The organism is Ruminococcus sp. 210702-SL.1.03 (genome assembly GCF_020559915.1).
Lineage (GTDB): Bacteria > Bacillota > Clostridia > Oscillospirales > Ruminococcaceae > YE71.
Genome location: NZ_JAJCLZ010000018.1, coordinates 25,982 through 38,793, shown reverse-complemented (window position 1 = coordinate 38,793; position 12,812 = coordinate 25,982). Strand labels below are relative to the sequence as shown.

The 12,812-nt window shown below is 42.1% G+C and carries 13 protein-coding genes; 2 read left to right on the top strand and 11 right to left on the bottom strand.

All coding sequences use genetic code 11. The annotated features are described in order from the left end of the window. Nucleotides 1-121: 121 nt before the first annotated feature. The 7 genes from LI114_RS09845 to LI114_RS09815 all read right to left on the bottom strand — a co-directional run bounded on the left by LI114_RS09845 (nucleotide 122) and on the right by LI114_RS09815 (nucleotide 7,624). Nucleotides 122-1,072, bottom strand: coding sequence for a hypothetical protein (locus tag LI114_RS09845; RefSeq protein ID WP_117957100.1), 951 nt, complete (start codon nucleotides 1,070-1,072; stop codon nucleotides 122-124). Beyond that, nucleotides 1,062-1,523, bottom strand: coding sequence for a DUF4869 domain-containing protein (locus LI114_RS09840; protein ID WP_227220524.1), 462 nt, complete (start codon nucleotides 1,521-1,523; stop codon nucleotides 1,062-1,064). The genes LI114_RS09845 and LI114_RS09840 overlap by 11 nt, the downstream gene beginning before the upstream one ends. A 220-nt stretch (nucleotides 1,524-1,743) precedes the next feature. Next, nucleotides 1,744-2,382, bottom strand: a complete 639-nt coding sequence (locus LI114_RS09835; protein WP_227220523.1) for a cyclase family protein — start codon at nucleotides 2,380-2,382, stop codon at nucleotides 1,744-1,746. 27 nt (nucleotides 2,383-2,409) lie between these two features. Further along, nucleotides 2,410-3,843, bottom strand: a complete 1,434-nt coding sequence (locus LI114_RS09830; RefSeq protein ID WP_227220522.1) for an ATP-binding protein — start codon at nucleotides 3,841-3,843, stop codon at nucleotides 2,410-2,412. Nucleotides 3,844-4,075: 232 nt separating this feature from the next. Next, nucleotides 4,076-5,191 (bottom strand): hypothetical protein, encoded by a 1,116-nt coding sequence (locus tag LI114_RS09825; RefSeq protein WP_227220521.1) that lies wholly within the window; start codon nucleotides 5,189-5,191, stop codon nucleotides 4,076-4,078. Nucleotides 5,192-5,204: 13 nt separating this feature from the next. After that, nucleotides 5,205-6,371: a GTPase gene (locus tag LI114_RS09820; protein ID WP_227220520.1), complete on the bottom strand. Its 1,167-nt coding sequence runs from the start codon at nucleotides 6,369-6,371 to the stop codon at nucleotides 5,205-5,207. Beyond that, nucleotides 6,371-7,624, bottom strand: a complete 1,254-nt coding sequence (locus LI114_RS09815) for a GTPase (RefSeq protein WP_227220519.1) — start codon at nucleotides 7,622-7,624, stop codon at nucleotides 6,371-6,373. Before LI114_RS09815 ends, LI114_RS09820 begins: the two co-directional genes overlap by 1 nt. Nucleotides 7,625-7,959: 335 nt before the next feature. Here LI114_RS09815 and LI114_RS09810 point away from each other — a divergent pair, with 335 nt between their 5' ends. Continuing rightward, complete coding sequence (locus LI114_RS09810) at nucleotides 7,960-8,280, top strand: helix-turn-helix domain-containing protein (protein ID WP_117859570.1); 321 nt, start codon at nucleotides 7,960-7,962, stop codon at nucleotides 8,278-8,280. Nucleotides 8,281-8,424: 144 nt separating this feature from the next. Here the strand turns inward: LI114_RS09810 and LI114_RS09805 are convergent, their stop codons facing one another. Genes LI114_RS09805 through LI114_RS09795 form a run of 3 tightly spaced genes read right to left on the bottom strand, consistent with a single transcriptional unit; the run spans nucleotide 8,425 to nucleotide 10,809 of the window. After that, nucleotides 8,425-8,742, bottom strand: coding sequence for a DUF960 domain-containing protein (locus tag LI114_RS09805; protein WP_227220518.1), 318 nt, complete (start codon nucleotides 8,740-8,742; stop codon nucleotides 8,425-8,427). Nucleotides 8,743-8,752: 10 nt separating this feature from the next. After that, nucleotides 8,753-9,694 carry a class II glutamine amidotransferase gene (locus LI114_RS09800; RefSeq protein WP_227220517.1) on the bottom strand — a complete coding sequence of 314 codons (942 nt, stop codon included), beginning with the start codon at nucleotides 9,692-9,694 and terminating at the stop codon, nucleotides 8,753-8,755. Between the two features lie 2 nt (nucleotides 9,695-9,696). Continuing rightward, nucleotides 9,697-10,809: an amidoligase family protein gene (locus LI114_RS09795; protein WP_227220516.1), complete on the bottom strand. Its 1,113-nt coding sequence runs from the start codon at nucleotides 10,807-10,809 to the stop codon at nucleotides 9,697-9,699. 287 nt (nucleotides 10,810-11,096) lie between these two features. Here LI114_RS09795 and LI114_RS09790 point away from each other — a divergent pair, with 287 nt between their 5' ends. Further along, the gene (locus tag LI114_RS09790; RefSeq protein ID WP_038672127.1) at nucleotides 11,097-11,270 is read left to right on the top strand and encodes a helix-turn-helix domain-containing protein; all 174 of its coding nucleotides are present in this window, start codon (nucleotides 11,097-11,099) and stop codon (nucleotides 11,268-11,270) included. A gap of 54 nt (nucleotides 11,271-11,324) precedes the next feature. Here LI114_RS09790 and LI114_RS09785 read toward each other — a convergent pair whose 3' ends face one another. Next, complete coding sequence (locus tag LI114_RS09785) at nucleotides 11,325-12,467, bottom strand: phage/plasmid replication protein (RefSeq protein ID WP_227220515.1); 1,143 nt, start codon at nucleotides 12,465-12,467, stop codon at nucleotides 11,325-11,327. Nucleotides 12,468-12,812 lie beyond the last annotated feature (345 nt).

Below are 12,812 nucleotides of genomic sequence, written 5' to 3'. Positions count from 1 at the left end.
TCCTTGAAAATATTTGTTATTCCTATTATACCATTTTTCTGCGGGGAAAGCAAGCTGAATCGAAATAACAGCCACACCCTGTGCAATCAAATCAACACAGAGTATGGCTTGTCTATTATTATTATTCCATTGCATTTAAAATAGAATAAATATTTTGTTCGGATAAATATCCGGAAGGGATATGGCTCTTGTTCTCGTGATACTCAAGATTTGCTCTGCCATTAGTTTCTGCCACCAGCAATGCAGTAAAAAAACGCTCCCAACTGAAATAATTTTCACAATCTATATGTTCTGCTGGGTCAGCCAAAATCTCTTGAACATTATCGTTACGGTCAAAAATCGCCGAGCGAAGAATAAGCCATTCAAAACTCTCCGGCAAAAAAAGATCGATCTTATTATTTGATACGGACTTTAAATACATAAGCACTTTGATTTCTGAACCAAGTGCCGCAGCGTCGGCTATTACAAGAATACGCTTACCTTTATGCTGTTCCAGTAATTTTACAATTCCGCTCTTTCCGTTAGAACTGATACATTCGAGATCGTGATCTTCAGTTGCTTTCTTAAAAAACTGAAGACCCGACCTGCTGTCTTCAACGATCACAATATCATACGGAAATGCTGATATATCATTTTTTGAAATGTTCTTATATATCTTCTCAAACTTCGGTTTTGCACCATTTTTATGGATCTTCCTGATAGCATCTATACTGTATGGAATTTGCGCCAACGGCTCTCTTGTTACAAGAACATAATAATTATCAGAACCCTGAATCGCTTTTGCAAACTCATAAGAAGATAGAAATGGTGTACTTTCTTCAACAAAAACAATGCTCTCGTGGGTATTTTCAAGAATGGTTTCCCAATTAGCATTTGACAATACAAGGCAAGGTTTACTGCACTTTAAAATTACACCACTTTGTTCACCAAGTTCGGAATAGTTTCTCACCATATTGATGAGTTTCGTTTTTCCAGTGCCACTGTCCCCTGTCAATATCGTTACATTTCTCTCAAGAGTAAAATTAAACGTTATGTGCCTGTTTTTTATTTGTATTTTTATTTTACCCCTCATTTTCTTCACTCCTCAGATATCTATCTGCAAGCATCAAATATTCAATTGGGTCTGTAATCACTTTTCTTTTCCCTTCATTTATTATTTTCACAGAAAAAGACTTTCCAAAATCCATCAAATGATGCAATGATACCGTAATATCCTTGTTTTCAGCCATTTCAAGCAGATACTTTGAGCAGTTATCTCCGCAATTTGAAATATTGAAGATCTTTTTAGGCTGATTATATATCAGCAGAAGAGTCTTAACGCCCGCTGACAATTCCGTTGAATTAAATTTGCCAAAAATATCGTTTTCTATAAGATCAGGGCCAATTACAGTTGAGTCATCAATATCCTTAATGACCTTTTTTGCAAATGGTTCCATGACCCACATTTTATCATACTGATTTGCATAATAGACCTCAGTATTGTATATTTCTTTAGGGTGTTTTCCAAAAAATATTCTAAGCACAACACCATCTCCTTATAGCTATTATTCACAAGCGAAACGGACGTATACGCCCATACAGTCTGTCTTCTTGAAAAATTTTGTTATTCTCATTATACCATTTTTCTGCGGGGAAAGCAAGCAGGATCGCATAAAAAACAAGCCACACCCTTGTGCTGTCAATTGGCACTAGGTGTGACTGTTATGTTGATAATAATTTTGTTGTACATCTATAAGTTGGAATTTATCTTTCAGCAGCGATCAGTATAGCTCTGCAAGGCGAACCGTCCGCACCTGATAGATTTAATGGTGCTGCGTTTAAGAAATAAACTCCCTCTGAAACTTCTGCTAAACGTATCCCTTCAAGCAATACAGCGCCAGCTCCTAATAGGATAAGGTGTACTTCCATCGGAGCATTTTCAGGACCGACAGTTTGAGATTCATTACCAAGAAGTAAAATGTTTGATTCAGCAAACACTTTAGCTGCTTCCGCAGAGACCTCTGCATCTCCCTTGATAAGAATTCTCTTTGCCGCTTCTGAATTCTGTTTTTTCGCTTTTTCAAGTATTTCCGTGGCATCATCGGCAGAAACGATTCCATTATGTTCTGCAACATAAGCCATTCCTATAAATGTATCTAAACTTACGGAATCTACGGTTTTTCCGTCTTTGATAAAATGAAACGGCGCATCTATATGCGTGCCGTTGTGAGCGCACATACTAAAAGCCGTCAGGTTATACAAATCGCCTTTTTCCATTGAAGAAATCACCCTTTTTTTCGGTGTCGGGTCGCCTGGATATACCTGACAGCCGAAAACCTCTTGAGAAATATCATAGATTTTCATTTCATATTCTCCTCCACAAATTCCGATTTGCATTTCCATTCATAATTATCCACTCTAACTTTATCCTCACCTCGCCAAATACTTCTGATACTTACTCTTAGGCTTCTCAGGTATCGTCATAATAAGCCTGCCGCTTGCTATCATTGGCTTGACGTACCTTTCCATAACGTAAGCGATCGTCATTCTGCCATTGAAAAACTCCGCTATCTCATTCCTGCTTCTCGGCGTTTTACAGAACTTAAGTATCTCAGTTTCAATGTCATCTATCGGCACGCTTTCTGCGGCGCTGTTGTACAACGTCACCTTGAATACACCTCTGTCGCTCTCGAATTTCGGCGCAGGCAGACCACTTTGTTCCATAGCATTTATTATCGTAGGTATGCCGCTATATCTGTTCTCAGTTTCCCCGAGTATCTCCATAGCACCCGCTATCTTAGGGTTTCTTGTGTCGGCAGACACTTTTCCCAATCTGTCAAGGGTCATTCTGCCGTAAAGCCCGCCGGGATTTTCTATCTCAAAACGGTCGCTGAACATCTTTATGGTTATAGGCGTCGTGTCCGTGTGGATACTGTAATCTCTGTGGATAAGAGCGTTCAGGATAAGCTCTCTTATAGCAATTACAGGATATTCCGTCTTGTCCGTTCGCTTGCCCGTGTTCGGGTCTATGATAGTCGCAGTTTTCATATTTTTGCGCACGAACACCAAAGCATCATTCAGCATCTGCACAAGTGTTCCGTCTATTCGCTGATTATCTATAAAACGTTCGCCGACGCTTGCCGTACTGCTTATCTCAGTTCCGGGCACAGACACAGCCGTTATGCAAAGCTGCGGAAAAAACGCCTGCGGGTAGTTTGAAAAAAGCATTATTCCGGTCAAAGTAGGTTTGCCCTTATCAGTAAAACCTTGCAGACGGCATATTTCTTCATTTGAAAGCTCGGCAAGATTAGGCTTTTTGCTTTTCAGCAGGTCAAAATAAAGCTTGAATGTGTTGGTCTGAATGTCCTTTGTAAAGGCTCTTTCACAAGTTCTCAGCTCGTCGTGAATGCTTTTTTTGAAAGCCTCATAGCTGTAAACTTCATATTCCGTCATAAGTCTGTCAGCGTCGCCCGACCTGACATATGAGCCTTTCAGCCTGCCCACACCGCTGTAAAAGCAGGGCTTGTCAGCATTATCTATCTCCTGTATCTCGGCAGACACGACAGTTTTGCCGTCGATAGATGCAACGGAAAACAGCGGTCTTATCACAGGCGTCATTTCCTGACACTGCGCCTCGACCTTTTTCATAAGGTCAGCAGCGTCATATACTCCACAGACAGCGTAGCCGTCATTTTCATCTACGCCGAAAATAATAACGCCTCCGCCCGACTGATTTGAAAAAGAGGACAGCGAATCACGCACCTTGGGGCAGCCCTTATTTGCCGCTTTTATCTCTATCTTGTTGCTCTCGCTGCAAACAAGCTGTATTTGTTTCACCATATCTACAAGTTCATTATCAAGCATTTTATCGCCTCCATAATATAATTATACTGATTTTATTAGAATTTGTCAAGATTAGATTCTTATAAAATTGTAATCTGTCTTATAAAAGTCTAATAAAAGTCGTATAAAACGAGGCGATGGCTTATAATTTGATACGGGAGTACAAAAAAATCACCGATACAGGCACAAAGGCTTATATCGGTGATTTTTCTTTACCCATAGTCATTTGATCGAAAAGCCCGCTTAGCCTACCTCAGCTCAGCGAACTAATATAATACCCTAGTGTACTCTTAGGATTAAGCTCCGAAAGATCAACAGCTACGCCTACTGCCATGCCTAGCCGCTCGCGGTCAGCCTGCGATACGTCGAACTCTATGCCCCACGCGTTGCCGTCTATGTTTATCCACGCCGTCGGGCCAAACGTTCCGCCGTCAAGCGTTGCGCCCTCCAGGCTCGGGCATATCGCTTTCAGCTCGTTGTACGTCATGCCTACCTGCACGCCCTCGGTGATGTATCCGCCCGGCGTGACGTGTATCGCGTACGGAAAATCAAGCGTGCCGATGTTCTGTATGTCCATGGTGTAAAAGCCTATCTTCGTGTTCGGGTACACGTCGTCGTTCTCCACAGCGATGATGTTTTCCTGCCCCACTGATATAAAATCCATGCTGAAATCGTCGCCCAGTTCGGCAAAAATATCGTCCGCCGTTTCGTAGATAAGGTCGTTCGCATACACCGTGTCGTCGTAAATGTCATACGGCGCAAGCGTGGTCACGGGCTTAGTCGTGGTCGCCTCGGCGGTCGTTGTGGTGGTAGTTTCCGTCGGCTGAGCGGCGCTGTCAGATTTTTCGTCTGCCGAACTTCCGCCGACTTCGATAAGAAAAGTCGCCGAATGTTCGTCACCGTCTGAATCATAATGGCTCTCAGTGATCCTGAAATCACCCGCATTGTCCACACCAATGCAAGCCTGAGCCTTGCAGGTGCTTCCTATAGGCGCTTCATTTGGGTTTCTCGCAACGTCGCCCGGGTAACTGTAACCCATAACGCCATTGCTGTCTATTATGGTGTCCTCCATGTCAAAGAAAATGCCCTTTGCTATGCCGTCCTCGTCCTCGTAACCGATGTTTGTATATTCGTAGTCCACGATATAGACTGCCGCAGGTTTTTCGTCCGCATACTCATTGCGCTCAGCCGTTTCCGTGACTCCCGTGATGGTAAGCGACCACTGTCCATCAACTGTCCAAGTTTCGCCAATGGTGTAGTAGTCTTTCTTCTTGCTTTTTTTGCCGCTGCCTGAATCGCTGTCAGAACAAGCGGTGAGCAGCACCATCGCGCCCGCGAGGACTATTGCTGTTAGTTTTTTTATGGTCATTTGGTTGCACCCCCTATATCTTGATCTCGATAGCAAGCAGCTTTTCCTCAGTTTTCTCGATCTCTTCAAAAACTACGCCTTTCGTTCTTACAATGTACTTGTCCACCGTTTCATGAAGGTCATTTTTGATAGCTTTTGCCGTCTTTACGTTTATCTTTATCTCTGCAAAAAGCTTTTTCATAAGCTCTTTGGTAACGTCCTCGTTCATGAATTTCAGTATCTTTCCCATTGATTCGGCGAGCCTTTCCACCTGCTGACTTACTTCTTCTTTGAAAGCCTTTGTTGCGTCAAAAAACATTATTGGGTCGTTCAGCAGCTTTAACGCGTCCATACCAAAAACGATCGCGTAATACTCTTGTGACAGCTGCTGATAATAATCATACGCATCGTTAAACTCTTTATTTAGTTTTCTTACAGAATTATAAACGAACATTCCGAATTCATAATTTATCTTCTCTTCAAATTCATCCAGCTTATGATGCTTTCGCAGAACAAAGCTTGTACCTGCCACCATATCATGAAGCTTATCGTGCTCGCTGCGAAACATTTCGTTAGCGTGCTCTTTTATTTTATACGGCACTTTTACCTTGTAATTGTTCCACAAGTTGCGGATAATGCAGTTTACTACCTCTTCGCGTCCAAACTTCTTTACCTCGCCCGAGATAAGCTTTTTCTCATAGTTGTTCACGAATATCACCGAGTCAGCCGAAACGCCGCCGTCTTCAACTATGCGCTTTTTCATACGCTCCGCTCTGTCGTCGTTCTCAGACTTGCAGTGAGTTATCACAACGTTTACGTTGTTTTTCTCAGCTATAAGGCCGTTTATTATGCTTATCTCAAAATCTTCCACTCTGTCAGAGTCGGCGCTAAGGCAGTAGATTATGGTGCTGAACCATTCATTGATAGAGTGCTTGTCGTATTCTGCTACTTTGTCGATTATCTGCTTGTGCCATTCGTCCGCCTTATCGGGTTCAAGACCCCAGCTGTCGCATATCGAAAAAGATATTCGGTCGTTATCTTTCAGCTCGAAAGAATATTCGTGCAGACCCTTAGCCGTCACGGGCTTTCCCGCACCCGTCGGTGAAACTTCTTCTCCAAATATGTAATTCAGCAGACTGCTTTTGCCAACGCCCGATTTGCCGGCTATCAGTATATTAGTTTTTATCTTGTCGCCTTCCATTATTTTCTTGCTCCTTTTTTCGTATCCTTGAACATATCAACTACAGCTTTTACTATTCTCTCTACAATTTTCTGATCCTTGCCCTTGCTGATCTCTTTCATTACCTTTTTCAGATTTTCAACAGTAAAGTAGTCGGAAATTTTGGTGATCATAAGGTCTTTCGAGCCGCCGTTCTCTATGCAGGCTTTAGTGTATTCCTCGCAGATCTTCGTTATCGCAACGCCGAGGGTAGCCGTAACAGTAGTTGCCACTGAAACATTTACCGTGGCTTTCGCCGCGCCGCCGACAAATGGGATCACCGAAAGCAGCTGAGAAGCCAGCGTTTTTCCTATATAAGAAACGAAGCCCGCTCCGGCTAAATTTTTCACAGCGCCCTTCATATCATTATCTATTCCGTAGCAGCTTAAAATATCCATCGCCATTTTTACCTGTATGCCCATAAGCGGAACCGAATCGGAAAGTGGCACGGGTACAAATGATGTAGCCGTAACAATACCTGCGGCTAAAGCCGCGTATTTCGGTATCTTGTGCTTTATCATCATTTCTGCCATTTGACCCTGCGCTTTTTTGAGCGACGGGATAAAGCTTTCTCTGAGGTAATCGTCAAGATTATGATGTGCCCAGCTGTTTATCTCAGATTTCTGCACATACTCGTCGCCAAGATCGCTGTTAGTAGAATAGGTAAACACCTCAACGCCGTTTATTCTGCTGCGTTTTCCGGCTTCGCCGACAGCGTCCTTTATCTGGGCGACTTCGTTCTCGTCAAGATTATCCACCTTTGTAATAATAACGCACACGGGGATATTTCTCGCCTGTATGTCTTTTATCAGCCTTTCGTCAAGATCCATGAAGCGGTTATTTATGCAGTACCAAACCTCGTGGATGTGCATACCCAAATCCGCAGGATATGTATTTTTGCGTTCGTCGATAAGATCTATTATATTTTTGTAAAAAGCGCTGTTTTCCGGCGTAGACGAGCTTTCTACCTCGTAGCCCTCAGTGTCGAACAAGGTAATGCTCTTCGAACGATATTCGTGAATACCCCTTGTCTGCGGCTTTCCACTGCTTCCGACAGGCGCGGCGCTATCCTTATCGAACTCGAAGAAGTCGTTTATAAGGCTGCTTTTGCCAACGCCGGTAGCTCCGCACACTATGATATTGATATTTTTTGAAGCATTTTCCTTTACTTCTTCATAGCACTTATCATAGTCAAAGTTTTTTACGTCAAATTTCTTGTTGATGTTTTCGTTCATGTCAAAAACTCCTTTTCCTTATTGATTTGTCAATTATCAGCTATAACTGACATAATAATACGTTTTTGTATGTTAATTATAACACATTCTTTTTCACTTTTGTTAAGCTGGCTGCTTAGTATAACGTTTTCGTAAGATATTTTTTTATTTTAACAAAAAACATGGCACAATCCGCTTCTTATACAAATATCGCATTATTTCAAATACTTTACATCATTATATCACATTATTTCACATATTTCAACCCCTTTATAGGAAAAATTCCGACATAATGCATAATGATATAGGATAAAATATTATATATGGGGGTGCAAATAATGTACGAGAACAAATTCATGTATGACAATAATTTTGCTTTGAGGATCTCAAAACTTCGCACACAGAAAGGTGTTTCCGCAAGGGATATGAGCTTATCTATTGGACAGAACGCAGGGTATATAAACAATATCGAAACAGGAAAAGCCCTGCCCTCTATGACCTCTTTCTTTTATATCTGCGAGTATCTGGGCATTACGCCGCAGGAGTTTTTCGACGCCGACGCCGAGCAGCCAAAAGAGCTGAGTAAGCTTATCTCTGACCTGAAAAAGCTCAACAAAAGGCAGCTGGAGAACATTGCTGATATTGTTAATGATCTGGCTAATGGGAATAGGCGGTGAGAGGGGAAAAGGTAAATTTGTACGTCTGCCGCATAGACAAGACCGACACTTTGAAGCATGATTATAAGGTAAATAGGTACAGGGGAGGTGAGTTCAGGGCAAAAAAAATCACAGCCCCCTCGAAAGCTGTGATTCCTTTTCAACTCAATACTCCTCCGCCAACAGCAGCGTAATATGATCCACATCGTCGATCATATACGCCCTGCCGTTTACCTCCACGTCGGTCGGTATGAAATATTCAAGCTTAGCCTCGGGGCATTCCTGCATATGATAAATGTGCAGGAATTTTTTCTGCCCTCTGAACTCTGTCACTATGTTGAAAACTTGCAGATAATCAAGCTGTCCGCTGACCTTTTCTCGCATTTGCTCTACGGCTGAAAATAACGCCACTTGCAATTCAACAGGGAAGTTTTCTGCCACGCCGCTTGTGACATATCTGCTTCCGCTGAATGTGTATGCCATAAGATACCTCCTAATAATATTCTCCCACCAACACCCTAGCCTCCTCGATACACTCCCTCAACATACTCCTGTCGCAAAGCATACCCTCTATCTCTTCGTCCGTGTAGCCCATATCGTAAAGCAGCATAAGATCCTCCTGCGATACCCCGAACATACCGCATATGTCAAAAAGTTCGTCCTCATCGTAAGCGGGCTTTCTGTATCCATAATAGTTCCAGCTATAGCAGAACTCGTTTGGAATAAAACTGCTTTTCTCAAAACGCCCACGCTTGTCAATGCTTATGATCTCCCCCTCTGTGACCTTTATCACTTCAAAAGGCAGCTTTTCAAGGAAACTGCCTTTCAGCACATTTTTCATAATGTCCTCAGTAGACGTGTACACATACAGCCCCAACTGCTTGTAATGGATAAGGCAAAGCGGATTGTCGCCCTTTGCTATGAAAAGCTTGTTCTTGTCGCTAAGTATCGTGAATACGAAAGAGCCTTCTACCGCCTCTGACATTTTCGCTATGGTCTTGAAGTCAAGTCTGCCGTATTTCTCAATAAGCTGTGCGGCAACGTAGCTGTCAGTTTCTATCTTGCTTTTCGGCAGATGTTCAGACTTTGCAAGCTGACTGTCATTGTAAAGCACGCCGTTGTGACATAAAGCAAAAGACCCGTCCGCAGTTTTGCCTGTGAACGGGTGGTTATTGTAAATGTACCTAGCGTCGCCTTGCGTAGTCATTCTCGTGTGACCTGTGAGGATAACCGTGTCCTCGGGCACATAAAGTCTTACCTTGTGAGCAGGCTTTGCTCTCTTGAAAACTTTAAGTTCGCCGTGTTTCACATAAGCTATTCCCGTTGCGTCCTTGCCCCTTACCTCAGACTCGACGGATAATCTGTTGATAAGTTCTTTCATCTCGCTCCTGCTGAGCGAACGTCTGTAATTCACAAATCCAAATATCGCACACATAGTTAATCCTCCTCGCTGACAGGCTCGTTAACATAGAGCCTTTTCTCTTTCAGATACCTGATAAGCTCTGTATATTCAGGCTTTATGCTAAGAACAAAATCCGCCCAGGATTGCTTGTTCATATCATCATCATTAAGGCATACTGCGTTTTGGCATATGCTGTCTACAAGTTCAAGCGTCGCCATAAAGCTGTTGAATTTCAGCGTACCTCTAAACAGCCTTATCTCAACAGTATCAGCATTTGTTATGTTCACACAGGCATATCTGCCCTTAGTGCTTTTCTTTGCCTTTTCAAGTATCTCTTTCGGCTTGTCATTGTAGCCGTGTCTTGCCGCCCAGCGGTCAACGCTGTATGCAGTACGCCGTGAGAACTTGAAAAGCTCGTTCCAATGGCTCTCGAAAAAGAACATTATTCGGCTTATGACTTCTTCCTGTTCCTCGTAGGAATATCCAAGCTGTTTTCGGCCTATATGGACGTGAAGTCCGCAGGTAGACGTATTATGCGAACGGTAGCCAAGAGAAAGCGCTTTTCTCACAATATCGTCCCACGGAAATTTCTTTCGGTGAAAATCTATTGAACAAGGGTGGCTGACAAGTTCCATTCCCTCGTCAAGAGAGCCGTCTGACTTTATGTAAAGCACTTCATTCTGACCATTAGCTGTATCATATATCTTTTCCGCATTATCATCGTATCTTCCTGCACCGTCTATCTCCAGTTCAACGCCGTAAAAACGCACGTTGTCTTCTTTCGGCAGTTTGTAGAACACTGGCTTAGGCTTGTAGTAATAATCGTTTATGTAGTCGCCGTTATCACAGCAATCGTCATAACATTCACGGCAATAGGCGTTATCGCCGCGCCAGTAGGTATCGTCCGAATGCACGATAGTTTCGCAGTTTGAACAGCGGTAGTAATGATTATCGTAGCAATCTGTACAGAGGATAGTATTCTCATCGCTCACAGTATTCTGTTCAAGACAGCGTTCGCCGCAATGGTCGCAGACCAAGGTTTCGTTATCGTAGCAATCCTGACAAAGTATCTCGTTTTCGACTTCATAGCATTCCGCCTCGTCCTCTAAAGCGCAGCCGCAAATGCTGCAATGGGTAAGTTCGCTCATTTTAAAACTCCTTTACAAAAATTAAAGGCAGCCCCGAAAGCCTGCCTATGGTGTTCACTCGTCCTTATCTGCGATGTAGGTGATGATCTCCTGCGCTATCTCCGCCAGCACGCTGCCCACAAGCACGAGTATGACTTTAGCCTTGTTCATCGTAACGCCCTCCTTTCCGCATTTGCGTTACTTCACAAAGATGATGTATATTTGTAAAGAGTAAGTTTCCGAAAAGTGCCGTACTAAACCGCTGAACATTAAGATAAACCGATATTTTTTGAAAGGAATGATAAATCATGTTTGACGATATACCCGACATCCTTACCGCTAAAGAATGTCAGCAGCTTTTAAAGATAGGCAAAAACTCTATGCTCCGTTATCTTAAAACAGGGGAGATAGAGGGATTCAAGATAGGCAGCAGGTGGAGGATATACAAGTTTAGTGTTATTGAGTTTTTGAGGAAGAGGTGAAAAAATAGCCGCCCCTGTACTGTGTTTTTCAGTACAGGGGCGTTATTATGATCCCTACAAATCACCTCCATACCAAAACACCTCCTTCCCCCTAGACTTCCTGCGTATGTATTCATACAACGCCTTTTCCTCCTCACTCGGCGGAGAAAACCCAAAAAGCGTGTTTAGCGATTGCAAAAACGGAGTTTCCTTGTCGCTTGTTGGAACTGATGAAACGCCCATATCCTCAAATTTGCTGAGCAGCTTTGAAACTGACCGCTGACATTTTTCGCTGTTCTCTATCACGCTCTCCATAGTAGGTCGTGAAGCGTGCGCAAGTTGCTTTGAAAAATCATTCATCTTTTCGCCAAGCTTTGTCTTGCCTGAAACGTACTTTTTGATCTGTTTTTTCTGCCAGTAGGGCGATATAAAACAACTGTCTTTGTTAAGCACAAAAACGTCATCGAAAACATCTCTTATGACCTCCATTCTCCTGCGGTAAATTTCCACCAGCTTTTGAACCGTGTATGCTTTCTCGGAAAGCTTGTCCGCAAACTTTTTCCTGCACCTCACTTCAACACGCATCGTGTCTTTGTAATGTTCTTTCTTTTCATCACTGCTGTTCTTCTTATTTCGAACTTCGTGACCCTTATTATATACAACAAATTCTACCTTTTTAGAGTCATTGACAGCATTGAATGAACTGTCAGGATCAAAATCCTCAGTATTCTCCTCAAGCTTCTTGTTGTGATGAAAACCAAGCGTCAAATAAAGCTGACGCATAATGCGTATGTACTGAGTAATTTTGTCCTCAGGGATACCGTGAATATCCTCCGTTAGATCGACCCTCGTGATCTCAAAGTCATCTATCGTCAAGCCGCTAAAACAATACTGTATCTGCATATCCAACCGCTCGACCATATCGCAAAATTTTATAATATTGCTTATATGCTCAGTCTTCATATAAGGCTTATAAAATTTATTAGGATTTATCCTAAGTACTAATTTGTACTTATTGCTGTTTTTATACAATTCAGCCTTACTGCTTCTTCTTGTTTTTATTATAATGCCCATGCCACTTAATTCAGTGGAAATAAATTCTTTATTACCTGCCCCTTTTTTAGGGTCTACCATTTTAAAATTTTTAGTTAGTTTAATTATGTCATCGAAGTCGGAACTGTAAGTGAGTTCCAGTGTATCTATGAAATAAATATTCAAGATAATACCTCCTAACAATTAATTTTCAACAAATATTTGTCAAATTAATTTCATGTTATCTTGCTATTTGAATTTTATGTCACAGACAAATATATAAAAATATTAAACTTACAACTATTATTTAGTAAGCAGTATTTATATAATACCAGCTATCAAAACTCCCTAAAATTAGAAATAAGAATTATGGGGGTAAGGGGGAGAGGTATCCTAAAAATGACAAAAAAGGTGCAGCGGTTTCCCATTTATATATAGACAGAAAATCTGAAATACTTACGAAAAAAACCACAATGGTAACGGTTGAACCATTATCATTGTGGTTTTTAAACTTATTTTTTCATGGTAAAT